Origin of the sequence: Kitasatospora sp. NPDC002227, assembly GCF_040296285.1 — a bacterium.
GTDB lineage: Bacteria > Actinomycetota > Actinomycetes > Streptomycetales > Streptomycetaceae > Kitasatospora.
Genome location: NZ_JBEOWY010000019.1, coordinates 37,458 through 60,684, shown reverse-complemented (window position 1 = coordinate 60,684; position 23,227 = coordinate 37,458). Strand labels below are relative to the sequence as shown.

General features: G+C 74.3%; 22 protein-coding genes. 7 read left to right on the top strand and 15 right to left on the bottom strand.

Translation table 11 applies throughout. The annotated features are described in order from the left end of the window. Positions 1 to 151: 151 nt before the first annotated feature. Complete coding sequence (locus ABT095_RS19090) at positions 152 to 802, top strand: Rv1733c family protein (protein WP_350530610.1); 651 nt, start codon at positions 152 to 154, stop codon at positions 800 to 802. 33 nt (positions 803 to 835) lie between these two features. Here the strand turns inward: ABT095_RS19090 and ABT095_RS19085 are convergent, their stop codons facing one another. Next, positions 836 to 1,396, bottom strand: coding sequence for a TetR/AcrR family transcriptional regulator (locus tag ABT095_RS19085; RefSeq protein ID WP_350530609.1), 561 nt, complete (start codon positions 1,394 to 1,396; stop codon positions 836 to 838). Between the two features lie 85 nt (positions 1,397 to 1,481). Here ABT095_RS19085 and ABT095_RS19080 point away from each other — a divergent pair, with 85 nt between their 5' ends. The 3 genes from ABT095_RS19080 to ABT095_RS19070 all read left to right on the top strand — a co-directional run bounded on the left by ABT095_RS19080 (position 1,482) and on the right by ABT095_RS19070 (position 5,467). After that, a complete protein-coding gene (locus tag ABT095_RS19080; protein ID WP_350530608.1) occupies positions 1,482 to 2,318 on the top strand; it encodes a patatin-like phospholipase family protein in 837 nt (278 codons plus the stop codon). 244 nt (positions 2,319 to 2,562) lie between these two features. Next, the gene (locus ABT095_RS19075; protein ID WP_350530607.1) at positions 2,563 to 4,374 is read left to right on the top strand and encodes a hypothetical protein; all 1,812 of its coding nucleotides are present in this window, start codon (positions 2,563 to 2,565) and stop codon (positions 4,372 to 4,374) included. A 217-nt stretch (positions 4,375 to 4,591) separates the two neighbouring features. Then, positions 4,592 to 5,467 carry an SGNH/GDSL hydrolase family protein gene (locus ABT095_RS19070; RefSeq protein ID WP_350530606.1) on the top strand — a complete coding sequence of 292 codons (876 nt, stop codon included), beginning with the start codon at positions 4,592 to 4,594 and terminating at the stop codon, positions 5,465 to 5,467. A 59-nt stretch (positions 5,468 to 5,526) separates the two neighbouring features. Here ABT095_RS19070 and ABT095_RS19065 read toward each other — a convergent pair whose 3' ends face one another. Further along, complete coding sequence (locus ABT095_RS19065; RefSeq protein WP_350530605.1) at positions 5,527 to 7,476, bottom strand: S53 family peptidase; 1,950 nt, start codon at positions 7,474 to 7,476, stop codon at positions 5,527 to 5,529. Positions 7,477 to 7,755: 279 nt separating this feature from the next. Continuing rightward, positions 7,756 to 8,724, bottom strand: coding sequence for a helix-turn-helix transcriptional regulator (locus ABT095_RS19060; protein ID WP_350530604.1), 969 nt, complete (start codon positions 8,722 to 8,724; stop codon positions 7,756 to 7,758). An 87-nt stretch (positions 8,725 to 8,811) separates the two neighbouring features. On the opposite strand from ABT095_RS19060, the gene ABT095_RS19055 reads away from it, so the two are divergent. Further along, positions 8,812 to 9,231 carry a DUF3224 domain-containing protein gene (locus ABT095_RS19055; protein WP_350530603.1) on the top strand — a complete coding sequence of 140 codons (420 nt, stop codon included), beginning with the start codon at positions 8,812 to 8,814 and terminating at the stop codon, positions 9,229 to 9,231. Positions 9,232 to 9,374: 143 nt separating this feature from the next. Next, on the top strand, positions 9,375 to 10,325 hold the full coding sequence (locus tag ABT095_RS19050; RefSeq protein WP_350530665.1) for a cytochrome c oxidase assembly protein: 951 nt from the start codon (positions 9,375 to 9,377) through the stop codon (positions 10,323 to 10,325). A 52-nt stretch (positions 10,326 to 10,377) separates the two neighbouring features. Here the strand turns inward: ABT095_RS19050 and ABT095_RS19045 are convergent, their stop codons facing one another. From ABT095_RS19045 to ABT095_RS18990, 12 genes are all read right to left on the bottom strand, one after another. Continuing rightward, positions 10,378 to 11,682 (bottom strand): DUF2254 domain-containing protein, encoded by a 1,305-nt coding sequence (locus ABT095_RS19045; protein WP_350530602.1) that lies wholly within the window; start codon positions 11,680 to 11,682, stop codon positions 10,378 to 10,380. 42 nt (positions 11,683 to 11,724) lie between these two features. Further along, on the bottom strand, positions 11,725 to 12,453 hold the full coding sequence (locus ABT095_RS19040) for an urease accessory protein UreD (RefSeq protein WP_350530601.1): 729 nt from the start codon (positions 12,451 to 12,453) through the stop codon (positions 11,725 to 11,727). Then, positions 12,450 to 13,133 carry an urease accessory protein UreG gene (ureG, locus tag ABT095_RS19035; RefSeq protein WP_502884924.1) on the bottom strand — a complete coding sequence of 228 codons (684 nt, stop codon included), beginning with the start codon at positions 13,131 to 13,133 and terminating at the stop codon, positions 12,450 to 12,452. Before ureG ends, ABT095_RS19040 begins: the two co-directional genes overlap by 4 nt. Continuing rightward, positions 13,123 to 13,803 carry an urease accessory protein UreF gene (locus ABT095_RS19030; protein WP_350530600.1) on the bottom strand — a complete coding sequence of 227 codons (681 nt, stop codon included), beginning with the start codon at positions 13,801 to 13,803 and terminating at the stop codon, positions 13,123 to 13,125. Before ABT095_RS19030 ends, ureG begins: the two co-directional genes overlap by 11 nt. Then, positions 13,803 to 15,527 (bottom strand): urease subunit alpha, encoded by a 1,725-nt coding sequence (locus tag ABT095_RS19025; RefSeq protein WP_350530599.1) that lies wholly within the window; start codon positions 15,525 to 15,527, stop codon positions 13,803 to 13,805. Before ABT095_RS19025 ends, ABT095_RS19030 begins: the two co-directional genes overlap by 1 nt. After that, complete coding sequence (locus ABT095_RS19020; protein WP_350530598.1) at positions 15,520 to 15,828, bottom strand: urease subunit beta; 309 nt, start codon at positions 15,826 to 15,828, stop codon at positions 15,520 to 15,522. The genes ABT095_RS19025 and ABT095_RS19020 overlap by 8 nt, the downstream gene beginning before the upstream one ends. 11 nt (positions 15,829 to 15,839) lie before the next feature. Next, the gene (locus ABT095_RS19015; RefSeq protein ID WP_350530597.1) at positions 15,840 to 16,142 is read right to left on the bottom strand and encodes an urease subunit gamma; all 303 of its coding nucleotides are present in this window, start codon (positions 16,140 to 16,142) and stop codon (positions 15,840 to 15,842) included. 84 nt (positions 16,143 to 16,226) lie between these two features. After that, on the bottom strand, positions 16,227 to 17,423 hold the full coding sequence (locus tag ABT095_RS19010; protein ID WP_350530596.1) for an MFS transporter: 1,197 nt from the start codon (positions 17,421 to 17,423) through the stop codon (positions 16,227 to 16,229). A gap of 297 nt (positions 17,424 to 17,720) precedes the next feature. Continuing rightward, positions 17,721 to 18,164 carry a hypothetical protein gene (locus ABT095_RS19005; RefSeq protein WP_350530595.1) on the bottom strand — a complete coding sequence of 148 codons (444 nt, stop codon included), beginning with the start codon at positions 18,162 to 18,164 and terminating at the stop codon, positions 17,721 to 17,723. A gap of 261 nt (positions 18,165 to 18,425) precedes the next feature. Further along, on the bottom strand, positions 18,426 to 19,676 hold the full coding sequence (locus ABT095_RS19000) for a vWA domain-containing protein (RefSeq protein WP_350530594.1): 1,251 nt from the start codon (positions 19,674 to 19,676) through the stop codon (positions 18,426 to 18,428). Then, positions 19,673 to 20,914 carry an AAA family ATPase gene (locus tag ABT095_RS18995; protein WP_350530593.1) on the bottom strand — a complete coding sequence of 414 codons (1,242 nt, stop codon included), beginning with the start codon at positions 20,912 to 20,914 and terminating at the stop codon, positions 19,673 to 19,675. Before ABT095_RS18995 ends, ABT095_RS19000 begins: the two co-directional genes overlap by 4 nt. Positions 20,915 to 21,002: 88 nt before the next feature. Next, positions 21,003 to 22,316 carry a hypothetical protein gene (locus ABT095_RS18990; RefSeq protein ID WP_350530592.1) on the bottom strand — a complete coding sequence of 438 codons (1,314 nt, stop codon included), beginning with the start codon at positions 22,314 to 22,316 and terminating at the stop codon, positions 21,003 to 21,005. 254 nt (positions 22,317 to 22,570) lie between these two features. Here ABT095_RS18990 and ABT095_RS18985 point away from each other — a divergent pair, with 254 nt between their 5' ends. Then, positions 22,571 to 23,221: a YwqG family protein gene (locus tag ABT095_RS18985; RefSeq protein WP_350530591.1), complete on the top strand. Its 651-nt coding sequence runs from the start codon at positions 22,571 to 22,573 to the stop codon at positions 23,219 to 23,221. Positions 23,222 to 23,227: the final 6 nt, after the last annotated feature.

Genomic DNA, 23,227 nt, shown 5'->3' with positions numbered 1-23,227 from the left:
CGCCGCCGCGCCGCGGATCTGACTCTCCTTCGGGCTGTCGCGCCGACAGGCCGGCAGCCCGGGGCCGGTGATCCCTGGCCCCGGCGGCCGCGCGGGGACGAGAATGGGCCACCGACCGCCCCGCCCGCCCCAGTGAAGGAGCTCGCCGTCCATGCCCAGCACACCCGGCGCCCCGCACCGGCCCTGGCGCAGCCACCTGCACCGCGCGCTCGGCCGCCCGACCGGCGCGCTGGCCCGGCCGCTGGACGGCTCGCGCAGCCGGGCGCTGCTGCTCACCGTGCTCGGGCTCGCGCCGGCCCTCCTGCTGGGCGGCGCCGTCACCGTCCACGAGCTCGCCGACGCCGCGCACCGCGCCAGGACGGCCACCGCCCACCGGCACCACCTCGAGGCCGTCCTGCTCACCCCGGCCGGCCACCCGCCCCCGGCCGGCCACGCGGACACCGCCGTCTTCACGGCCGAAGCCACCTGGACGTACCCGCCCGGGCAGCCCCACTCGGGCCCGGTCACCGTCGCCGCCTCCGCCGCCACCGGCTCCACCGCCCGCCTCTGGGTGGACGACAACGGCGACCCTGCCGCCGCTCCCCCGACCACCGCCGGCCTCGCCGCCGAGGCCGTCGCCCTCGGCCTGTTCACCTTCGGCGGCCTCGCCGCGCTCCTCGCCCTCGCCCTGCACACCCGCCTGCACGCCCTCGACCGCCGCGCCGACCGCGCCTGGCAGCGCGCCTGGGCCTCCTACGAGCCCCTCTGGTCCTCCCGAGGCCGGGGCCCGTCCGGCTCGCCGGGCCTGGACCAGCGACCCTGAGTCGCCGCTCATCGGCTCCGGCCTGACGCCCGGTCAGGTCCGGAGCAGCTCGCAGAAGCGCTCCAGTGCGAGATCGGTGCGACGGCGGTCGCCCGTCGTCGTGAGGTCGAACAGCAGGCCCCGGACGACGGCCATGGCCAGCGTGGGAGTCACGGTGTCGCCCGGGCCGGTGGTGACACCGCGGAGCAGGCCGCCGAGGGTGTCGAACCAGCCCGTGACCGCCTCGGCCTGGTCCGGGTAGTTCTCCGGGTGGGCGAGGCCGTCGGCGTGCACCTCGAAGATCAGCCGGACGTACGGGGCGCGCTCCGGCGAGCTGAACCAGGCCCAGATGCCGCGCAGGTGCTCCTCCGGGGAGCCCGCCTCCCTCGGGAGGCCCTCGGCCAGCCTGGCCGCACCACGGCGCCGAGCCTCGGCGAGCACGGCGGCCACCAACTCCTGCTTGCTGCCGAAGTCGTACAGCAGCATCCGCGGACTGGTGCCGAGGGCCGCCGCCAACGGCCGCAGGCTCAACCCGGCCAGGCCCTGCGCCAGGACGTAGTCGGTCGCCCGGGCCAACGTGGCCTCGCGCCGACCGGGATCCGCAGGCCGTCCCACGGCGGACCGTCCTCTCACTCCGACATCGATCCGAACCAGCTTGAGTATATGGTACGACTGTTTCAACAATCGAGGGGAGCCAGTCGTGCAAGCACCCGATCAGGCGGTCGTCCTGGGCGCCGGAGGTCTCGTCGGCACGGCCTGGACGGCCGGCCTCGCCCGCGGTCTGCGCCTCGCCGGAGTGGACCTCGCCGCCGCGGACCTGTTCGTCGGCACCTCCGCCGGCGCCATCACCGCCACGCTGCTGGCCACCGGCCAGGACCTCGGCCGGCTCGCCACCCCGGTGCGCCCCGCAGCCGGCAGCACACCTCCCCAGGTGGACCGGCGCCGCCTGGGCGAGGCGTTCGCCGTGCTGGCCGGGGCCGCCGCGGACCCGGCGGGGGCGCGCCGCCGGGTGGGCGTGATCGCGCTCGCCGCGGACACCGGCCCCGAGCAGGCCCATGTCTCCCGGATGCGCACCATGATCGGCACCGACCGGTGGCCCGAGCGGCGCCTGCTCGTGCCCGTGACGGACGCCGGGACCGGCGAGCAGGCGGTGTTCGACCGCGCGAGCGGCGTGGAGCTGTCCTCCGCCGTGGCGGCGAGCACGGCCTTCCCGGGCATCTACCCGCCGATCACCCTCAACGGCCGCCGGCACCTGGACGGCTCGCTGCACTCGGCGACCAACGCCCGGCTCGCGGCCGGCGCCCGCACGCTCGTCGTGATCGACCCGCAGGCGCACCTCTTCCCCCGCGAGCTGCTCCGGCAGGAGTTGGCGGTGGCCGCGGCGCACACCGTGGTGACTCTCGAACCCGATCCGGCGGCCGTGGCCGGGTTCGGCCCGGACCTGAACGACCGGGCGGCCTGGGTACCCGCCCACCAGGCCGGCCTGCGGCAGGCCGCCGAGGCCGCGGAGCGCCTCCGCCCGGTCTGGCGCGGCTGAGAGCGACGGCGGCACCACCGCGTTCGTCAGCCCTCACCGTCTCCTGAGCGGGCCTCAGCGCGGCACCCGCAGGGCCGGCAGCGCGACGCCGTCGTCGTTGTCCCCCGGCCGGACCCGCTCGAGGAGGCGCTCGCAGAAGGCCTCGAGCCGGTGGTGCGCGAGTCCGGCGGAACTCCTTGGACACGGCGCGGGCCGGCTGGCAGACTGCGCGCATGACCTACGGAATCGAGTCCCACCCCAGCCGGTGACCACCCCGGCCGAGCGCAGTGCGCTCACTCCGCCGACCGCTCTGCACGACCACGCCGCACGTCTGCTGCGCGAGTCACCGGGCGGTCTGCCGCCCCGGCGCGGTTTCGACCTCCCGGAGCAGCCCGACGAGCCGGATCGCGAGCCGTTCGACCGGCGCGAGGTGATGGCGGCGGCCCTGGCCGCGCTCAGTCCGCTCCCCGACACCCCGGCCGCTCTGCAGGCCCGTTTCGAACAGCTCGGCGTCCGCCGTCACCACCTGCAGCTGATCCGCCTGGCCGTCGAGGAGATGCCGCGTCCGCCCGAACCGCTCGGCATGGTACGCGAGTTGGCCCGACAACTGGTCCGGACGGGCCGGACGGCACCCGTCGTCGCCACCGGCATCACCCTCCTGCGCCGCCTCGGCGAGCCCGAGGACGTGCCGTACCTCGCGGTGCTCGGGCAGTTCCGGGCGCTCACCCGCCTGGCGGTCCATGCCCTCGACACGCTCGACCGACGCGCCGCCGCCCTGCTGTGGCTCACCGTCGGCAGTCATCCTGACGGGCTGCACCCACTCGTCCAAGCCCTCCGGGCGGACGACGGGTCGGCCGTGCGCACCGAACTGCTCGCCCTGCCGTCCGTCCGCCGCACCGTCTTCAGCTCCACCGCCCGCCGCATCGCCGAGGCGTCCGGCCTCGCCGACCTGCTCGATCTCGCCCCCTCCGACACCGACCTGCTCGCCCTCGCCGGGCGGCTCCTGGCCCGGATGGGCTGTTCGCAGGGCGACCCGGACGACCTGCTCCCCTACCGCGAGGCGGTCCGCCTGTACGGCACCGTCGTCACCCGGGCGCACCTGCTGCCGCCCACGCTCGACAGCACGGCGATGCTGCTGTCCCTCGCCCTGGACCTCGACAGCGGCATCGCCGCACTCCTGCCCTGGCCGCCCGGGCGGCGCGCGACGCTGCTGCGCGAGCTCGGGCGGCTGCTGGCCGAGCCGCTCCGGTCGGCGGCGGGCGCCACCGCCACCGAGCCGGACCAGCGCCGCCGGGCCGACTGGATCCGCCGTACCGGGCACCGCCCGTTCGAACTCCGCTCGGGCACCGACGAGTTCCGGATCGACGTGGTGGCGGGAGATCCGGCGGACCAGCGCACCGTCGAGACCCGGATCCTGATCGGCGGCCGCCCGGTGGTCCCGGCCTGGTTCGGCGACGGACAGGCCCACCGCCCCGAGTACCTCCTCGACCGCGGCCTGCTGCGCGCCGGGGAGGAGCCTCGCGAGGTGCAACTCGCCGAGGCCTCCTGCACCGAGGGGTGCTGCGGCGCGCTGTACGTCACCATCCGCCGGGACGGGGAGCAGGTGGTCTGGGAGCACTGGCGGCGGACCATGCCCCACCCCGGAGCCCCCACCAACCTGCCGCCGGCCCACCGCTTCGACGCCGCCGCCTACGACGCGGAGCTCGCCCGGGCCGAGCAGGACGCATCCTGGTGCTGGCCGGCCCGCACCGTCGCCCGGCTGATCGAAGCCCAACTGATCGACCGGCCCGAGCTGTTGAGCCGCTGGGATGCCCGCCGGGGGTGGATCAGCACCGGTCACGACCACCCCGACACAGCTGTGGTGACCTTCCTGTACGCACCGGGCCTGGCGGGGTCGGTCCTCGACTTCCTCCAGTTCTCCTGGGTCATCCCGGACGACGGCACCCCACCCGAGCTCCAAGCCGAGGCCGCCCTGCGCCGCCTGGGCGAAGAGGATCCGAAGCGCTACGCCCAGCTCGTCGGCGGCAGCCGCGCCCGCGCCGAGGAGCTCGGCTACACCTGGCCCGACAACCGCTGACCGGCAGCTGACCGGCCACTCACCGGCCGGGGCCTTCGGGCCCCGGCTCTGTGACAGTTCGTGCCGGAGTCGTTGACCGCGCACTGACCAGTGGGTAACTTCCCGGCGAGTAACTTCTCCGAGGCTCGGCCCGGCCGCCCCCACGGCCCAGGGCCCGCTCCGGCACGCCCCCAACCCGTTGCAAGCCCCCACCCCCCACCTTGCAAGGAGCCCCTCCATGTCGCTCCGCACCCGCCGCCTGGCGTCCCTCCTCACCGCCGCCGCCACTCTCGCCACGATCGGCCTCGCCCTGCCGGCCCAGGCCCAGGCCGACTCGCCGGTCAACTACGTTGCCCTCGGCGACAGTTACAGTGCCGGCTCGGGCGTCCTGCCGCTCGACCTGAGCGCGCCGCTGCTGTGCGCCCGCTCCAGCGCGAACTACCCGCACGACCTGGCCGCCGCGGCCGGGCTGAGCCTGACCGACGTCACCTGCGGCGGCGCCCAGACCAAGGACTTCGCGGGCTCCCAGTACCCGGGCGTGGCACCGCAGTTGGACGCCCTCGGACCGGACACCGACCTGGTCACCATGACCATCGGCGGCAACGACAGCAGCACCTTCATCGACGCGATCCTCGCCTGCGGCTCGGCCGGCGTCGTCACCCTCGGCTTCGGCCACCCCTGCCAGAGCCTCTACGGCTCCAAGTTCGACGACACCGTGGACAACACCACCTACCCGGCCCTGGTCTCCGCCCTCCAGGCCGTCCGGGCCAAGGCCCCGAACGCCCAGGTGGCCATCGTCGGTTACCCGTGGATCGTGCCGAGCCAGGCCGTGCCCGGCTGCTTCGCCAAGATGCCGATCGCCTCCGGCGACATCCCGTACCTGCGCGACCTGCAGACGCACCTCAACTCGGCCGTCCAGCGCGCGGCCGCCGACACCGGGGCCACCTACGTCGACATGTCCGCCGTCTCCGACGGCCACGACGCCTGCCGGCCGATCGGCACCCGCTGGGTCGAGCCGGTGCTGTTCGGCACCAACTACGTGCCCGTCCACCCGAACGCCCAGGGCGAGGCCGCCATGGCCGACCAGGTCGCCGGCACCCTCGGCCTCGGCTGACGGCGCACAAGCCGCCCGCGCCCTCCGGTCGGGGAGAACCGGAGGGCGCGGGCCGTCCCTCACCTGCGTGCGAAGGAGCGGACGAACTCCGCGGTCACCGAGCCGACACCGGTGACGTCGTCGTAGCCCGCCGCCGTCCTCAGGCTGCTGTCGTGGTCGGGCTGGGTCAGGTAGGCGTCGAACGTTCCCGGGGACTGCCAGCTCGGCAGGTAGCTCAGCACCGGCTCGGCCTGCGCGGCCGTGGCGGGCACCACGTCGTGGATCGCCGGGGTGCCGCGCAGCTTGTAGAGCAGCGGGTTGGCGAAGCCGAGCGCGTGGCCGGCCGCCTGGCCGGCGTCCGCCTCCAGACCGGTGACCAGCGGCGACGAGCCGCTGGTACCGGCGCCGAGCTCCTCGCGGTACGTGCCGTCCTGGCCGGTGAACCCGACCAGCCAGCCGGTGAGCCGGTCACCGTCGGCCGCGACGTCGGGCAGCACCCGGCGCGCCGGGCCGGTGCCGCCGGCCGTCGCCAGCGCCGAGGGCACCACGTTCTTCTGGTACCAGGGCTGGGCGGTCAGCGAGCTGCGCCCGCCGCCCGAGCCCATGAAGAAGTTCCCGGGCGGCGGGGTCAGGTAGCCGGTGCCCTGCGGGTTGATCTGCGCGGCGTTGGAGCCCCAGCCCAGTTCGCCGACCACCTTGCCGGTCTTGCCGATCTCGAGCGTGGTGCCGCCGACGGCGGTGGCCCACTGGGAGGAGGCCGGGAAGATCGTCATGCCGGCCCCGCCACCGTCCGCGCCGTCGCCTTCGTCACCGGAGGCGTAGTTGAAGCCGATGCCCTCCAGCGCGCCCTGCTGGAACACCTGGTCCCAGGCCACCGCGGTGGCGGGCGAGTCCGAGTCCTCCCGGGTGGGGAAGGAGTCGGTCACCACGTCGGCCAGGTGCTGGTCCACGATCCGGGTGTGCGCGTCGAGGTAGGCCACCGAGCCGCCCGCCCCGGTGTCGCAGTCGGCCCCGACATAGACCACCTTGGCGTCCGGAGCGACGATGTGGAGCGTCTCCACGTCCAGCGGCTCCTCCGGCGAGTTGGCGTAACCCCGGCAGGTGGCGGCGAAGTTGGGGCCGAAGTTCTCGCTGTACTGGCCCGGCGCGAAGCCCGGCAGCCCGTGCGCGGCGAAGAACCGGTCCGCGTCCGCCTCCATGGTCGCCAGCGCCCCGTCCAGCACGACGGCCACTGTCCGGCCCTTGCCGGTGTACGGGCTCTTCGTCACCCCGTAGGCGTCCCGCAGCTGCTGCGGGGTGTAGCCGCAGACCCCGTTGACGGCGCTGGTCCGGCCGTCGACCGGCGGGATCGGGGAACTGTTCTCGCCCCACCACTTCGAGCACGGCGGCGTCGCGGCGGCAGCGGCCTTGGTCTTGGCCTTCGACTCCACCGGCGTCACCGGCGCCTTGGCGTCGGCGGCCGCCGACGCGTCCGGGATCACCGGGTCCATGCTGTCGAGCCCGAGCACCGTGCTGATGTCCCGGCCGAGCGCGGCGGGCACCGAGACCCCGCCCACCGGCGCCAGCAGGCTCGGCGGGAAGCCGGCCCGCCGGGAGTAGCCGTGCATCGTGGTGCCGAAGGCCTTCTGCACCTGGTCCACCGTGGCCGTGACCGCCAGGTAGTGCGCGTTGGTACCGGTCACCCGCATCCCGAACCCGGTCAGCCACCCCGTCACCTTGGCCGTCTGGGCCGCCGTCGTGCCGTACTTCTGCGCGAACTGCGCGGGCGTCAGGTAGTGCGCGTACGCGGGGTCGGCCGGGTCGGAGACCCGCCGCGCCGCCGCCGCCATCCCCGCCCGGTCCTGCCCCGCGAGGTAGACCCGGATCGACAGCCCCCAGTCGCCCGGCGCCGCCCCGGTGTCCACCAGATTGCCCGGTGCCGTCATCCACCCGGGCACGGGCGAGGCCAGCGCCGTCCGTGCCGGAGCAGCCGCCTCGGCGGCCGGCGCCACCACACCCGCCACAACCGACGCAGCCGCCGCGACAGCCACCGGGAAAGAAGAGAACCGCCGGTCCAAAGCCCACACCCCATCAACACTCGACTGGAACGAGCGCCCCTCGGCCGCTCGCCCTTCACTGACGTGTCGATCCCTCCTCCGGGTGACATCGGGTTTCGCGGCGGTACACCGAACGGCCTCACTCCCCGTCAGGTGTGCCGAGCCCCTCCCGGCAGCGCGTCCTGGCGCCCGGGTTCGCTCCGCCACTCGGACCGCTGCCCGGTCCGCAGCGGCCGAGCAGGCCTTCTCACCCCTCCGGCGCAGCCCCGGCACCTACCCTCCGCCGTACACCCCTGCCAACCCCGCCACCGCCGTCGCCATGGCCGCCCGCAGCTCGGGCGGCCCGAGCACCTCCGCCTCCGGCCCGAAGGCGAGCAGGTCGCCGACCGCGACCGGGAGGGCTTCCACGCTCAGGTCGGTCTCCACCCAGCCCGCCGCGTCCGGCGGGCCCGCCACCTCGAGCGCGCGTGAGCCCTCGGCGCCGAAGCGGGCCGGGAGCAGCCGCTGCGCGGACGGCGACAGCCGCACTCGTGCCACCCCCTGCCGCCGCATCTCCTCCAGCCGCCGCGAGCTCTCCGCCCAGTACGCCGCCAGGTCGAACCCCGCCGGCCGCTCGAACCCGGCCGCCAGCACCTCCACCTCGACCAGCCGCGCGATCCGGTAGGTGCGCAGCGAGTCCGCCACCCCGGCGACCAGGTACCAGATGCCGCCCTTGAGCACCACGCCCAGCGGCTGCAGCTCCCGCCGCACCTCGCCCTTCCACCGCCGGTAGTGCACCCGCAGCACCCGCTGCTCCCAGACCGCCCCGGCCACCGCCGCCAGGTGCGGCACCTGGTCGGCCTCCCGGAACCACGCGGGGGCGTCCAGATGGAACCGGCCCTCAAGCTCCCGGGTGCGTTCGGCGAGCGCGGGCGGCAGGGCGGCCTCCAGCTTCAGCCGGGCGGTGGCCAGGCCGGCCCCGAGGCCGAGCTCGGCGGCCGGGCCGGGCATTCCGGCGAGCGCGAGCGAGCGGGCCTCCTCGGAGGTCAGGCCGGTCAGCCGGGTGCGGTAGCCGTCGAGCAGCCGGAAGCCGCCGGCCGGGCCGCGGTCGGCGAGCACCGGCACCCCGGCCGCGCCGAGCGCCTCCACGTCCCGGTGGACGGTGCGCACCGAGACCTCGAGCTCCGCCGCCAGCTCCCGGGCCGTCATCCGGCCGCGGTTCTGGAGCAGCAGGAGCAGCGAGAGCAGTCGGTCGGCGCGCATGCCCGCCATTGTGTCCGCCGTACCTGACAGCAGATGGCATGAATGCCCGGGAGGCTGGCCGGCACCTCACCAAGGAAGGCACGAGACATGACCCAGCACACCTCCGGCGCGTTCACCTTCACCGACTGGCAGGAGACCGCCCTCACCCCGGAGACCGACCACCCCCGCCTGGCCCGCGCCTCGGTCATCAACACCTTCACCGGCGGCATCGAGGCCGCCGGCACCACCTGCGAGTACTCCTTCACCTACGTCACCGAGCGGACCGGCACCTTCGCCGGCTACGAGCTGATCGCCGGCGCTCTCGGCGGCCGCAGGGGATCCTTCGCCATCGAACAGCGCGGCACCTTCCATGCCGACGGCACCGTCCGCTGCATTTTCACCGTCGTCCCCGGCTCGGGCACCGGCGAGCTGGCCGGGCTGAGCGGCGAGGGCGAGTACACCGCGCGGCACGGCGAGCCCTCGGTGCCGTACACCTTCGGCTACGCGTGGGACGCTCCGCGCGCGTAACACCGGGGTCGGCTGCGGCCCGGGGATAAGCGGCGCCTAGGCTTGGTCCGAAGCAAAACGGACCAAACCGGACCCTTGGGGCCGGGGCGGGCCGGTCGGACGAGGGAAAGCGGGGCCGCCCGATGGGCGACGGCATGGCAGGGATGCACCACCACGGGGGGATGGAGCAACTCCCACCCTTCTCCGCGTCCGCCGCCCTCACCTGGTCGCCGGACTGGCCGTTCCTGATCGGCTGCCTGGTGGCGCTGGCGCTGTACGGCGCCGGCGTGGTCCGGCTGCACCGGCGCGGTGACCGCTGGCCGGTCAGCCGCTCGCTGGCCTGGCTGGCCGGGCTCGGCACCATCGTGGCGGTCACCTGCAGCGGGCTGAACGACTACGGCATGGTGCTGTTCAGCGCGCACATGATGCAGCACATGGTGCTCTCCATGCTCTCGCCGATCCTGCTCCTGCTCGGCGCGCCGATCACGCTCTCGCTGCGAGCCCTGCGGCCGGCCGCCAAGGGCAGCGGCAAGGGCCCGCGCGAGCTGCTGGTGATGCTGCTGCACAGCCGCTACGTCCGGGTGGTCTCGCACGCGGCCTTCACCATCCCGCTCTTCGTGGCCAGCCTGTACGGGCTGTACTTCACCCCGCTCTTCGACTACCTGATGCAGTACCGGATCGGGCACATCGCGATGATGGTGCACTTCCTGCTCGCCGGGATGCTCTTCTTCTGGCCGATCATGGGCGTGGACCCGGGGCCGCACCGGCCCGGCTTCGTGATGCGGATCATCGAGCTCTTCATGGGGATGCCCTTCCACGCCTTCTTCGGCGTAGCGGTCATGATGGCCACCCACCCGCTGGTGACCACCTTCAACGCCACCATGGCACCGCCCGGCACCGATCTGCTGGAGGACCAGAAGATGGCCGGCGGCATCACCTGGGCGTTCGGCGAGATCCCGACGGCGGTGGTGCTGATCGCCCTGACCCTCCAGTGGGCCAAGTCCGAGGAGCGGCAGGCCCGGCGTAAGGACCGCGCCGCCGACCGCGACGGCGATGCCGAGCTCGAGGCGTACAACGCCTACCTCGCCTCCCTCGAGCGCCGCACGGCGAGCTGAGACCTCCCGCGACAGGGCCCGCACGGACACCACTGTGCGGGCCCTGCCGCGTTCAGCCGATCCCCTGGCGGTCGGGGGTCAGCGCGAAGGCACGGTTCGGGACATCGGTGACCTGGGCGGCGACGGCGCGTCCGAGGAGTTCGCGCTGCACGTGCAGGGCCGGGCGGCGCTCCTCGGGCGCGATCCGCAGCAGGTCGTCCAGCATGGCGGTCATACGCCGGGTCACCTGCGGCTGCCCGGCGCCGCAGATCCGGATCTCGGTGCAGGCCAGGTCGATCACCGCCTGCCAGTCGGCGATCGGCTGGACCAGCCGGACGACCCCCGCGCCGTCGCGGTAGCGCAGTTCACCGAAGCGGAAGTGCACCAGCAGGCCGAGCAGCTGGTGCACCCGGTCGAGTGCCTGGACGGCGGTGGTCGGGTCGTTGACGGCCGGGGAGAGCGCCCGGATCGCGATGTCCACCAGCTGGCGGAAGCCGAAGCTGAGGTCCTGGTGCATCGTCCGGTCCACCCCGACGTTGAGCGCCGAGGCGATCCGGCCCGGTCTGGGCGAACTGCCGCCGCTCAGCCGCACGGTCGGGGTGCCCGGCGTGACGAAGTCGCCGATCATCGGCACCAGGTGGAGCACCGTGTCGTGCCGCCGGGCGAGGCGCACCAGGCGGGCGATGTGGATGTCCCGCAGGACGCCCGAGCGGCCCTCGTGCAGCAGGGTCACCCCCTGGACCGCCTCGGACGGCTCGCCGATCTCCGGCTCCAGGCGGCGGTACTGCGCCATGACGGCCAGCGATTCGTTGGTGACCCGGTCGATCACGTGCGGTACCCGCAGCAGTCGCAGGGTGGCCTGCACGTAGAGCACGAAGAGCACCAGGCTGAGCATCACCAGCAGCACGGCGATCAGGGTGGCGAACACCGGCACCGAGGTGATCTGCCCCTTGTCGCCGACGTCCTCGAAGCCGAGCTGGACCAGCAGGCTGAACAGGAAGGTGGCCAGGCAGACCGAGAAGGTCGCCTTGGTCAGCCGGGAGCGGACGTACAGCCGCAGCACCCGGGGGCTGAACTGGCTGGCGCCCATCTGCAGCGAGACCAGCGAGATCGAGAAGACCACACCGATGAAGGTGAGCATCGCGGAGCTGACCGTGGAGACCACGCTCTTGGCCGCGCCGATGAAGGAGAGCAGCGAGGCGGCCGAGCCGTCCACCGCGATGGCCTCGCTCACCAGCTGGAAGTCCAGCCAGTCGGCGGCGGGTGCCAGCAGCACCGCCCCGAGGCAGGCCAGTAGCGGAGCGAACCAGAAGGACTCCCGCAGGTGCTCGCGCAGCGGCGACAGCGGCCGGTGCCGCAGGCTCTGACGGATGTTCACCCACCCACCCTAGGCACCGGCCGGTCCGGTGGCCGGTCAGGCTCACCCGACCGGCGCAAGCAGCCGCCGCAGGCGCAGCGCATCGGCTGCCACCGCCGTGAGCAGCGTGGCCTCCACCCCGGCGAGGGTCAGCAGGGCCACGTCGCCCGGCCCCGAGCGGGGCGCCGGGTGGCCGACGGTGAGCAGCTGCCCGGCGGCGCGGCCCGCGCCGAGCTGGGCCGGGCTGTCGAGGTCGGCCGGGCCGAGGTCGGTCTGCTGGTCGAGGATCAGGCGGCCGGCCTGCCGGACGGTCAGCCGGGAGGTGAGGCGCCCGGGCGGGGCCTGCCGGGCCCAGTCGTGGTGGCGGCCGAGGATCTGCTCCTCGCGCAGCCGCAGCCGGGCCCCCGCCGCCAGCTCGATCCGGGTGGTCAGCACCAGGTGGCTGCCCGAGGCGGCCACCACCGGCTCGGGGTACCAGTCGAGCTCGGCCCCCTCCGCCACCGCGATCGTCAGCTCGCACGACGAGCTGCCCGCCCCCGGCAGGCTCACCGTGGCGGCGGCGCTGCCGACCACCAGCGCCGCTCCGGCCTCGACCCGGACGTCCAGCGCCAGCCGGTCGCCCCCGACCGGCGCGGCCATCGCGCCGACCACCAGCACCCGGGCCGCCCGGCCCTCCCCGGCCGTCCGGCGCAGCGCGAGCGGCCCGCCGCTCTCCAGGACGGGCAGCGCGGTGCCGCCCCGCCCGTCCGCCACGGCGACGATCCTCGCCGGTGCGAGGGTCGCGACCGTCACCCGGCCCGCCAGTCGGCCACCCGGGCCCGCACCCACCCGGCCACCGGGGCGATCCCGTCCGCGGCCGCGAGCGAGGTGAAGACGGTGGGACGGGCGCCGCGCTGGGTCTTGGCGTCGCGGGCCATCACCTCGAGGTCGGCGCCGACCAGCGGGGCGAGGTCGGTCTTGTTGATCACCAGCAGGTCGGCTCCCGAGACCCCGGGGCCGCCCTTGCGGGGGATCTTGTCGCCGCCCGAGACGTCGATCACGAAGATCTGGTGGTCCACCAGCCCCCGGCTGAAGGTGGCCGTCAGGTTGTCCCCGCCGGACTCCACCAGCACCAGGTCCAGCGGCGCGAGGGTGCGTTCCAGCTCCTCGACGGCCTCCAGGTTCGCCGAGATGTCGTCCCGGATGGCGGTGTGCGGGCAGCAGCCGGTCTCCACGGCGGTGATCCGCTCGGGCGGCAGCACGGCGTTGCGCAGCAGGAACTCGGCGTCCTCGGTGGTGTAGATGTCGTTGGTCACCACCGCGAGGGCCAGTTCCTCGCGCAGCAGGCGGCAGAGCGCGGCGACGGTCGCGGTCTTGCCGGAGCCGACCGGGCCGCCGAGACCGATCCGCAGCGCGCGGCGACGCCCGGTGGCCACCTCGCGGTGGGCGTACTGGGTGGGGAGGTCGAGCGGGTCGACGTGGTCACGATGCAAAGAGACGCACCTTCCAGGAGGAGTGCTGTTCGGCGTAGATGTCGAGCAGGGGCGCCGAGGCGGCCGGCAGCAGCGCCAGGTCGTCCGCGGTGACGGCGGCCTGCGCCGCCACCGCGTCCAGTTCCGGTGCCAGCCGGGCGAGTTCGGCCGCCACCTGGTACGGATCGAGCCCGAGCAGCCGCACACAGGCGGTGGCCGGCCCGTTGACACTCTCGTACGCGGCCACCGCCGCGACCTCGCCGGGCCCGAGCCCCGCGACCGCGCCCACCGCGCCGAGCACCAGCGGCTGGTGCGCCCCGCCCGGGTACCGCGCGGCCAGCTCCGCCAGCACCGGCTCCGGCCAGGCGGCCCGGCCTGCCCGCAGCAGCTGCCGGCCGAGCTTGCGGCTCACCGCTCGCTGCGCGGCGGAGGGGGTCCGGGCATCGGCCGCCTCCTCCAACCGGGCGAGCAGTGGCCACGGTTCGGTGCGCAGCGCCGCGCAGGCGGCGGCCGCCAGCGCGGCCGTGGTCAGCCCGGCCGTCCGCAGCCGGCTGCCGAGGAAGGCGGCCATGCTGGCGGCGTCGTGCACCGCGCCGCTGCGGACGGCGGCCTCGGCGCCGCCCGAGTGCGCGTGCCCGCCCGCCGGGAACCGGCCGTCGGCGAGCAGCAGCAGGCTGGCAGCCGCCGCCATCAGAACAGGAAGTACCGCTGTGCCAGCGGCAGTTCGGCGACGGGCTGCGGGGTGACGAGCTCGCCGTCCACCGTGACGGCGAACGAGTCGGCGTCCACCCGGACGTCCGGGCGGGCCGTGTTGTTGACCATGTGCTCCTTGGTAACACCCCGGGTACCCCGGATCGCGACGAACCGCTTGCCCAGCCCGAGCCGTTCGGGCAGGCCGTCCTCGATCGCCGCCGCCGAGGTGAAGTTGAGCGAGTTGGCGGCCGGCGCCCGGCCGGTGGCGCCGAACATCGGCCGGGGCAGCACCGGCTGCGGCGTCGGGATGGAGGCGTTGGCGTCCCCCAGCTGCGCCCAGGCGATCTGCCCGCCCTTGAGCACCAGCTCCGGCTTCACCCCGAAGAAGGCGGGCGACCAGAGCACCAGGTCCGCCAGCTTCCCGGGCTCGACCGAGCCGATCTCGCCGTCCAGGCCCTGGGCCCGGGCGGGGTTGATGGTGTACTTGGCGACGTACCGCCGGGCCCGCAGGTTGTCCGCCGCGCCGTCGCCCGGGAGCGCGCCCCAGCGGGCCTTGCCCACGTGCGCGGTCTGCCAGGTCCGCAGGATCACCTCCCCGATCCGGCCCATCGCCTGCGAGTCCGAGCTGATGATCGAGATGGCGCCCAGGTCGTGCAGCAGGCCCTCGGCGGCGATGGTGGACGGTCTGATCCGGGATTCGGCGAAGGCCAGGTCCTCGGGCACGTGCGGGCTCAGGTGGTGGCAGACCATCAGCATGTCGAGGTGCTCCTCGATCGTGTTGACGGTGTGCGGCCTGGTCGGATTGGTCGAGCTGGGCAGCACGTTGAGCGAGGAGACCACCGTGATGATGTCCGGCGCGTGCCCGCCGCCGGCCCCCTCGGTGTGGTACGCGTGCACGCCCCGCCCGGCGATCGCCGCCAGGGTGTCGCCGACGAACCCGGCCTCGTTCAAGGTGTCGGTGTGGAGCGCGAGTTGGACGCCGGTCTGCTCGCAGACCCGCAGACAGGAGTCGATCGCCGCCGGGGTGGCGCCCCAGTCTTCGTGGATCTTGAAGCCGAGCGCGCCGCCGCGCAGCTGGGCGTGCAGCGCGGCCGGGTTGACGGTGTTGCCCTTCGCGGTCAGCCCGATGTTGACCGGCAAGTCGTCCAGCGCGGCGAACATCCGGCCCAGGTGCCAGCCGCCGGGCGTGATGGTGGTGGCCTTGCTGCCCTCGGCCGGGCCGGTGCCGCCGCCGACCAGGGTGGTGATGCCCGAGGCCAGCGCCTCGTCCGCCAACTGCGGGCAGATGAAGTGCACATGGGTGTCCACACCGCCCGCGGTGAGGATCTTCCCCTGGCCGGAGATCACCTCCGTCTCGGGGCCGATCACCAGCTCGGGGTGGACGGCGTCCATGGTGTCCGGGTTCCCGGCCTTGCCGAGCACGGTGATCCGCCCGTCCCGGATGCCCAGGTCACCCTTGACCACACCCCAGTGGTCGAGCACCACGACCCCGGTGATCACGGTGTCCGGCGCGCCCTCGGCCCGGCTGGTCCGGGCCTGGCCCATGGACTCGCGGATCACCTTGCCGCCGCCGAAGACGGCCTCGTCGCCGCCCGCGGCGCGGTCCTCCTCGATCTCGATCAGCAGGTTCGTGTCGGCCAGCCTGATCCGGTCCCCGGCCGTCGGCCCGTAGAGCGCGCCGTACCGGCTCCGGCTCACCCGCAGCGCGTACGCCTCAGTCATCGAGCGCCCCTCCGGTCTCGCCCCGCAGCCCCGGCACCACCCGCCGCCCGCCGAGCGGCACCAGGCCCACCTCGGCCGGGATGCCCGGCTCGAAGCGCACGGCCGTGCCCGCCGGGATGTTGAGCCGCAGGCCCCGCGCGGCGGCCCGGTCGAACTCCAGACCCGGGTTGGCCTCGGCGAAGTGGTAGTGCGAGCCGACCTGCACCGGCCGGTCGGCCGCGTTGACCACCACCAGGGTGGTCACCGGCCGACCGGCGTTCAGCCCGATCTCCCCGTCCCCGTAGAGGACTTCACCCGGCACCGGCGGGGGCGTCACAGGATCGGCCCGTGCACGGTGACCAGCTTGGTCCCGTCCGGGAAGGTGGCCTCCACCTGGACGTCGGGGATCATCTCGGCCACCCCCGTCATCACGTCCGCCCGGGAGAGCACCTTGCGGCCCGAGGCCATCAACTCGGCCACCGTGCGGCCGTCCCGCGCACCCTCCAGGATGTGCGAGGTGATCAGCGCGACGGCCTCGGGGTGGTTGAGCCGCAGGCCCCGGGCCTGCCGGCCACGCGCCACGTCGGCGGCGACATGGATGAGCAGGCGCTCCTGCTCATGGGGAGTGAGCCTCATCTGGGCACCTCTGACGGTAGGTCACCTGTGAACCGGCCAAACCCTGCCATCCACATGCTAATTCCGCATTCCGGAACTGTTTCGTCACTGTATCAGCGCGACTACCCTCCGTCGCGTCACCGCGACGCCGCTCAGCGCCAGGCAGACCACCAGCAGCCCGGCCGTCACCGGGTACACGGCGAACGGGCCGACCCGGTCCACCACCACCCCGCCGACCGCGGCACCGAAGGCCGCACCGAGGTTGTACGCGGTGTTGATCCACGCCCCCGCCTCCGTCCGCGACCCCTCCGGCACCCGGGCGTCCACCAACTGGTAGGCGGTGACCAGCAGAACGTCGCAGCAGGCCCCCGCGAGCAGCAGCGCCGCCCCCGCGAGCGCCGGGGCGTGCAGCAGGGCGGGCAGCAGGTAGCCGGCCGCGCCCGCCGCGCCGAGCACCAGCGGGCGGTACTGCAGCGCCCCGCGCCAGCGGCGGCGGCCGTAGAGCAGCCCGCCCAGCACGCCGCCGACCGAGAAGAGCATCGCGAGCACCCCGGCCACCACGGTGCCCCAGGCCGCCACCACGCCGACCTCGACCATCGACAGGCCCGCCGCCGCGCCGAGCACCAGCACGGCCGCCGAGCCGATCCCGGTGCCGCGCAGCGGGTTGCGCCGCCGCTCGCCGCGCTTGACGACGATCGTCAGTTCGGCGCCGCGCAGCGCCTGGGTGAGCAGGCCGAATCCGACCAGCACCACGGCCGCGACCACGGCGAGCGCGGCGGGGGCGCCGATGGCCACCACCAGGTACCCGCCGAGCACCGGCCCGAGCGCGAAGACGGTGGACTCGGCCGCGGTGTCCAGGCTGAGCGCGCACTGCAGTTGGCCTTCGTCGGCGACCAGCCGGCCCCAGAGCGTGCGCATCAGCGGACCGACCGGCGGCGGGAAGACACCGGCCAGCACGGCCAGGCAGGCGGTGAGCACGGGCGCCAGCCGGACGGCGCAGGCGAGCGCCAGGGCGCCGAGCAGCGCGGCGTAGACGACCGCCAGCACGGGCAGCGCGGCGCGGTGCCGCTCGACCAGCCGGGCCCGGACGGGCCCGAGCAGGGCGGTGACCAGCCCGGCCAGGCCGGTCGCCGTCCCGGCCAGGGCGTACGAGCCGGCGTCGGCCCGCAGCGCGAGCAGCAGCGGCAGGCCCATCAGGCCGTAGCAGAGCCGCCCGAGCATGGCGGCGAGGAAGAGGCGACGGGCGTGCGGAAGTGCGAGGACAGCGCGGTACGTGGCGCTGCCCTGGTCAGGGCGTGGCATGGGGAGACTCTCCAGGTCTCGGCGCGCCTCGACGGGCGCGCGCGGGCATGACGAACCGTGGCCGCTGCCCACCCTCGGGGGCGGCAGCGGGCTGACGGTCGGTCAGTGCGGCCCGGAGAAGTCCATGGGCGGATGGTAGATGACTCCGGCCGTCCGCGTCATCCGCTTTTTCACGGGACCGCCCACAACGCCGGAAGGCGCGGGAGGTGATCAACCCCCCCCGCGCCCTCGGTTCAGCGCCCGGTCAGTGCCCGGTCAGCGATCGCCGGCGCCGTGTGGTGCCTGGCTGTCGCCTGGTCAGCAGTTGACCGGGACGTCAGCGGTGACCGTGCGCGGGCCCCAGCCGTTCGGGCCGTTGACGGTGAAGTTCACGTGCACGGTGCTGCCGCAGGCGGCGGTGCCGGACACGCCGTCGACCCGCACGGTCGAGGCCTTGAAGTTGGTCCACTGGTTGGAGCTGCCCAGCGAGGCACCGCCGACCACGCTCGCGTCGAGCGAGGTGTAGAGCTGCTGCCACTGCAGTTCCGGGCTGCCCGGGCTCGGCGGACCGGCCAGGCCGATCTGGCCCCAGGCCACCACGCTGGTGCCGGTGATGTCGACACAGGCCTTCGTCCACAGACCCGACTGGAGGCCACCGGCACCGCAGGTGGTGACCGTGGTGGTGGTGTCGGCGGACGCCGGACCGGTCGCGAGCACCGCGAGGCCGAGCGCACCCGCCGCGACGAGGGCAAGTCGCTTCATGAGGGTTTCTCCCTGAAGTGAGGCCAGGTCAGCCGGCGGCTCCGACCAACCATTTGGCATGTGACATTGCACCATGGATTTGAATGCCGCATAACCTGCCAATTAACGATTCAAGCCACAGGCTTGACCAAGTGGCAAAGAACCGGAGCTGCCCCCGCGGAGCCTGACGCTCCGTCAACCACACCGATCCTCCTTATGCTTCCCATGATCCGCACATCTGACCGAAACTCGCCCTAGATCATCTCGCTCCGTCCACGCCTGCTAACCGATGGTCACCACCCGGGCCCAGTCGGGCGGACCGTCCGGTACGTACTCCTCTTCCGCCTCCCCGTCCGGGTACCGCCACCGCGGCCGCTCCCGGGCGAACAGCCCCACCACCGTCCGGCTCGGCGGCCGCTCCGCCGGCCACGGGGTCTGACCATCCGTCAGCACCACGACCACCTCCGGCCTCGGCCGCAGCCGCAGCGCGGCGGCGAAGCCCGTCCGCAGGTCCGTGCCGCCCCCGCCGACCAGGGCGACGCCCTCCGCCCGGCAGAGCTGGTGCACGGCCTGGGCGGCGGCGTCGCAGGAGAGCACCGTCACCAAGTCCCGCCGCCCGCCCACCGCCCGGACGATGGCGGCCACCTCCCGCAGGGCACCGCCCAGTTCGACGTCGCTCACCGAGGCCGAGGTGTCGATCACCACCGCCACCCGGGGCGGCCGGCGCCGCAGACTGGGCAGCACCGCGCCGGGCAGGGAGGCCGCCCGCCGGGCCGGACGGCCGTACGAGTAGTCCTCCCCCGCCCCGGCGCCGGAGAGCGCCGACCGGACGGCCGCCCCCAGCAGCGCCCGCCACGGCTGCGGCGGCTGGAACGCCTCCTGCGCCCACCGCCGCCAGCTCTGCGGCACGTCCCCCGGCCGGGCGTTGATGCCCTGTGCCACCCGGAAGCGCACGGCGTCCCGCTCCTGCTCGCTGAGCCCGTCTGCCCCCTCCGGCCCGAGCTCCCACTCCCGCTCCAGCCCGTCGGCGCCGCTCCCGCAGTCCAGCCAGACCATGCTCTCCAGATGCGGCCCGAGCCGCACGTGCCACAGGTACTCCTCCATCAGCTGCCCGGCCGCCACCCCCAGCAGCTCGGGCAGCATCATCCCTTCGGGGCGCACCAGCCCGTCCCCGTAGGCGTCGTCGTTGATCTCGCAGTCCGCCGCGATGTTCAGCCGGAGCCGGTCGCCCCGGTCGTTCAGCCCCCGCTCACGCGCCACCCGGTCGCCCCGGCCGTGGTGGTCGCGCAGCAGGTGCGACACCTCGTGCACCCAGACCGAGGCCAGCTCCTCCACCTCCGTCCGGTCCACGAAGCCGGGCGAGACGTAGCAGCGCCAGTGCCGGTCCACCGCCATGGTCGGCACCCACCGGGACGGGACCGTCCGCAGTGCGTACAGCGCGGTGGCCAGGTACGGCCGGGCGCGGGCCGCGTGCAGGCGCGCGGCGTACAGCTTCCCGACGTCCAGCCGCTCGGCGTCGGTGCGGGTACTCACCGGCCCACCCGCACGCCGGCACCCCGCTCCGCCGCCCGGGCAGCCGACCGGTCGGCCCGGCGGGAGAGCGTCACCACGCCGGCCAGCCGCTCCACCGTCCCGGGCACGTCCCAGCCCTCCTGGCGCAGCGTGGCCAGCGTGGTCGCGGGGACCACCACCACGTCCGGCGCGCCGGTCTCCAGCGCCCGGGCCAGTACGGCCCAGGCGGCGTCCCAGCGCGCCCGGTCCGGCCGGTTGCGGACGGCGGCGACCACGCCGTCGAGGACCACCTGGCGCAAGTCCCCGCGCTCGGGCAGCACGGCCCCCGCCGGATCGGCGAGCACCGTCTCCGGGTCCGGCAGGTCCATCCGGTCCAGGCTCGCCAGCAGCTCGAGCCCGGGCCCGTCCCCGACCGTGCCGCGCACCAGCAGGCTGAGCACGTCACGGTCGCAGTCGGCAGCGGTCGCAAAGGCGATCAGTCGCAGCGTCATCTCCCAGGTGCGCGGCGAGGGCCAGGCGCCGCCCCGGCGGGTCTCGTCGCTCGGCAGCCGATGCACCAACGCGGGCCGGGCGGCCAGCAGTTCGCAGACCGCACGCCGGGCGTGGGCCACCGCCGAGGGCAGCCGCTCCGGGTCGAGCCGGGGCAGGGTGGCCCGCGGCCACGTCCCGCCCAGGCCTCGGACCACCACCTCGTGGTCGTGCACCCACTGCAGGTGCACGAAGCGGTTGGCCAGCGGCGCGCTCAGCTCCCAGCCGTCGGCGGCCGAGGCCCGGGGGTTCGCGGCCGCGACGATCCGCACCCCCGGCGGCAGGCGCAGCGCGCCGATCCGCCGTTCCAGTACCAGCCGCAGCAGCGCGGCCTGCACGGCGGGCGGCGCGGTGGAGAGCTCGTCCAGGAAGAGCAGCCCGCGCCCGGCCCGCACCAGCCGCACCGCCCAGTCCGGCGGCGCCATCGGCACCCCCTGCCGGGCCGGATCGTCACCGAGCACGGGCAGGCCGGAGAAGTCGGACGGCTCGTGCACACTGGCCACCACCGAGGTCAGCGGCAGGTCGAGCGTCTCGGCCAGCTGGGTCAGCGCGGCCGTCTTGCCGATCCCCGGCTCGCCCCAGAGCAGCACCGGCAGGTCGGCCGCCACGGCCAGCGTCAGCGCCGCCAGCTGCGGATCGGGGCGCGGCTCGGTCGCGGTCTGCCCCAGCAGGCCCAGCAGCCGGGCGGCGACGTCGAGCTGGTCGTTCTTCTCGTCAATGTCTGACAGCACGTCAATCACCTTTTTTATCATTAGAGTTCAGTGAATTCGCGCACAGCTGCGCGGCGCGCGGGAGCAGGCCCGTCACGCGGGGATCGGTTCAGCGGGAGGAGGTGCGGTGTCTCTCGGCGCGTCGCCGGCTCGTCCGGTGCTGCCGCGCCGGCTCCAGCGCCCGCTGCCCGAGACCGGCCCGGTGCAGGCCGTAGGCGATCCGGCGCTCGGCCGCAGCCGTCAGCGCATCGCGCAACTCTCCGCTGCGCAGCAGGGCTTCCGGCCCGAGCAGACCCTCGACCACGGCCAGCGCACCGGCCGTGTCCCCGTGGGCCAGCCGCTCGCGGACCCCGTCGAGCCCGTCCGGCCGCCGGTGCGCCCGGTCGATCTCCCGCAGGCAGGGCAGCGGCGGCCCACCCAGCGCGGCGAGCAGCTCCTCCCGGCGGATCTCGTCCGGATGGTGGTCCAGCGCGACCAACACCCCGTCCACCAGGCCGATGTGGTGCCGGGCACCCCGGCAGTCGACCGCGCGCAGCGGTCCGGGGGCGTCCGTCGCGCCAAAGCTCCGCACGGAGCCCGGCGCCAACGCCGAGGCCACCAGCGGGTGCAGCTGCCCCGGCTCGATCAGCCCGGCCCGCAGCAGCTCCAGATCCGGCGGCGTCCAGATCGCGGCCTCCGGCAGCACGGGCAGCCTGGCCGCTTCCCGGCCACTCGCCACCCGCAACCCGGGCTCGCCCTCCACCTCCAGCACCAGGCGGTAGCGGGCCCCGAGCCGTACGACGACAGCCCCGCGCCGGCCCTCCGCCCGCAGCAGCAACGCCGCCTCGGCCGACCACCGGCCGACGGCACAACCCCACTCGGGCGGCACCAGTTCGGAGGCCCAACTCGCCTCAGCAGCAGGCGAATCGACACCCGACCTGACCCGCAGCTCGTGCGCCCGGCTCGCGTCCCAGAGGTGCCGGTGCAGATCCAACCGGTACCGCCGCTCAGGGTGCGGCCCGCCGCGCGAGCCCACCCCGCCCCACAGCCCGAGGCTGATCCGCTGCCCGGTGCCCCGGGGCGCGGTCCTCGCCACCAACTGCAGGGGCCGGGCACTCGCGGTCTCATAGCGGGCCAGCGCGACGGTCACTCCAGGGCGCAGCAGCCCGTCCGGAGCCATCCGCGGCAGGTTCCAGCGCAGCAGATCAGGAGCCAACACCCTGAGATCAGCCCGGAGTTGCGCCACAAGAGCCCGGCCGTACGCACGGCGCACGGCATCAAGGCCGAGATCGACATCCACACCCGCAGCAGCGCAGGCGCCACCCCAGTCCCCGACCAGGCGTCGGGCGGTGGCGGTCTCGATCATCGAAGGCGGCACGGCGTACTCGCGCACACGCCGCCAGTAGGAAAGCCGGGAGTCCTCGGCCACAGCATCAGTGAGCATCAGCACTCACCTTGCGTGGTCCGGGCCCCCATTCTGTCAACAGAGGAGTTGTTCATCGCTCGGGATCATAGCCACACTTCTCCACCGCACACCAGCGCTTTGCCCCGGCACGGCTCCTGACCTCCTGCGCCGCGGGCATCGACGACGAAGGTGAACGGCTCCGCCAACGCATCCAGTGGCCTAGCGGCTCGCGCAGCCAGGACCGGGGCATGCCCGCGGCCGTGATGTCGTCATCGCTTGGCATGATGCCCGGCATGGCGACAGCACTGCGCATCACGGGCTTCTCCACAGCCGAAGGGCCGATCTCCACGCCGACCACCAAGTTCGGCGGCCAGCCAGTGTGGCTGGCCGGCCCGCAGTGGCCGATCAGCGCGGCCTGGGACCGGCCGATGCGGTTCGTCGGCCAGCTCGAGTTGGGCCCGGTCCTCGGGGCGCCTGGCCACGGCAAGGTGGCCTATCTCTTCGTGACCCACCCCGATCACGGGGAGGACTTCTTCGATCCCGACGTCATCGACCCCGACGGCGGCGAGAACGCGGTGATCGTGCAGCCGGGCGGGGACTACGCCGGCCCGGTGCGCCGACTGGCGACCGGCCCGGGGCTCTACAGCCGTGACGACGGGTCGGCGGTGGAGTTCACCGTCGACCTCTGTGCCACCGAGGAGCCCGGCTCCCTGCCCTCCGCCGACCGGGACGGCTGCCTCGAGCTGGTCGACGGAGCCAAGATCGGCGGCACACCGGTGTTCTTCCAGGGCGACGAGTGGCCGGACGGCGGCCCTTGGCGGCTCCTGCTGCAGCTGGACTCCAACTGGGTACCGTTCCGTCTCGACCTCGGCGCATCACCGAGAGCCTTCGCCTTCGTGTCCGAGGACGGTACCCGGGGCAGGCTGCTCGTCCAGGACTCCTGAGCCGGC

Excerpts from the sequence above, each read along its gene's own strand:
- ABT095_RS19070 (WP_350530606.1), top strand. The coding sequence starts at position 4,592 with ATGTCGCTCCGCACCCGCCGCCTGGCGTCCCTCCTCACCGCCGCCGCC.
- ABT095_RS19030 (WP_350530600.1), bottom strand. The coding sequence starts at position 13,803 with ATGGCGGCGGCTGCCAGCCTGCTGCTGCTCGCCGACGGCCGGTTCCCG.
- ABT095_RS19025 (WP_350530599.1), bottom strand. The coding sequence starts at position 15,527 with ATGACTGAGGCGTACGCGCTGCGGGTGAGCCGGAGCCGGTACGGCGCG.
- ABT095_RS19055 (WP_350530603.1), top strand. The coding sequence starts at position 8,812 with ATGACCCAGCACACCTCCGGCGCGTTCACCTTCACCGACTGGCAGGAG.
- ABT095_RS18985 (WP_350530591.1), top strand. The coding sequence starts at position 22,571 with ATGGCGACAGCACTGCGCATCACGGGCTTCTCCACAGCCGAAGGGCCG.
- ABT095_RS19090 (WP_350530610.1), top strand. The coding sequence starts at position 152 with ATGCCCAGCACACCCGGCGCCCCGCACCGGCCCTGGCGCAGCCACCTG.
- ABT095_RS19010 (WP_350530596.1), bottom strand. The coding sequence starts at position 17,423 with ATGCCACGCCCTGACCAGGGCAGCGCCACGTACCGCGCTGTCCTCGCA.
- ABT095_RS18990 (WP_350530592.1), bottom strand. The coding sequence starts at position 22,316 with ATGCTCACTGATGCTGTGGCCGAGGACTCCCGGCTTTCCTACTGGCGG.
- ABT095_RS19005 (WP_350530595.1), bottom strand. The coding sequence starts at position 18,164 with ATGAAGCGACTTGCCCTCGTCGCGGCGGGTGCGCTCGGCCTCGCGGTG.
- ABT095_RS19015 (WP_350530597.1), bottom strand. The coding sequence starts at position 16,142 with ATGAGGCTCACTCCCCATGAGCAGGAGCGCCTGCTCATCCATGTCGCC.
- ABT095_RS19060 (WP_350530604.1), bottom strand. The coding sequence starts at position 8,724 with ATGCGCGCCGACCGACTGCTCTCGCTGCTCCTGCTGCTCCAGAACCGC.
- ABT095_RS19050 (WP_350530665.1), top strand. The coding sequence starts at position 9,375 with ATGCACCACCACGGGGGGATGGAGCAACTCCCACCCTTCTCCGCGTCC.